Origin of the sequence: Shewanella sp. 10N.286.51.B2, from assembly GCF_041469265.1 — a bacterium.
In the GTDB taxonomy this organism is placed as follows: domain Bacteria; phylum Pseudomonadota; class Gammaproteobacteria; order Enterobacterales; family Shewanellaceae; genus Shewanella.
Genome location: NZ_JBFRKH010000118.1, coordinates 1 through 247, shown reverse-complemented (window position 1 = coordinate 247; position 247 = coordinate 1). Strand labels below are relative to the sequence as shown.

Below are 247 nucleotides of genomic sequence, written 5' to 3'. Positions count from 1 at the left end.
TAGACTTACGCTTTGATGTCTCAGATGGCACGACTACCGTGGCGACAGGCGTTGATTTAACCGTTAACCCCGTTAACGATGCCGCGGTTGCCCCTGACGTTGAATTCACCATGAATGAAGACGGCATTATCATCATTACCGATGAGCAGCTGCTGGCGAATGCGAGCGACATCGATGGTGATAACCTATCTGTTGATACGGTGACGTACAGCGGCACTGACGGTGTGCTTACCGACAACGGTGATGG

1 protein-coding gene is annotated in these 247 nt (G+C 51.8%); it reads left to right on the top strand.

The window, feature by feature from the left end; all coding sequences use genetic code 11:
* Positions 1-247 (top strand): cadherin-like domain-containing protein (locus tag AB4140_RS19655; protein ID WP_372002317.1); only part of this gene is annotated, 247 nt, incomplete at both ends.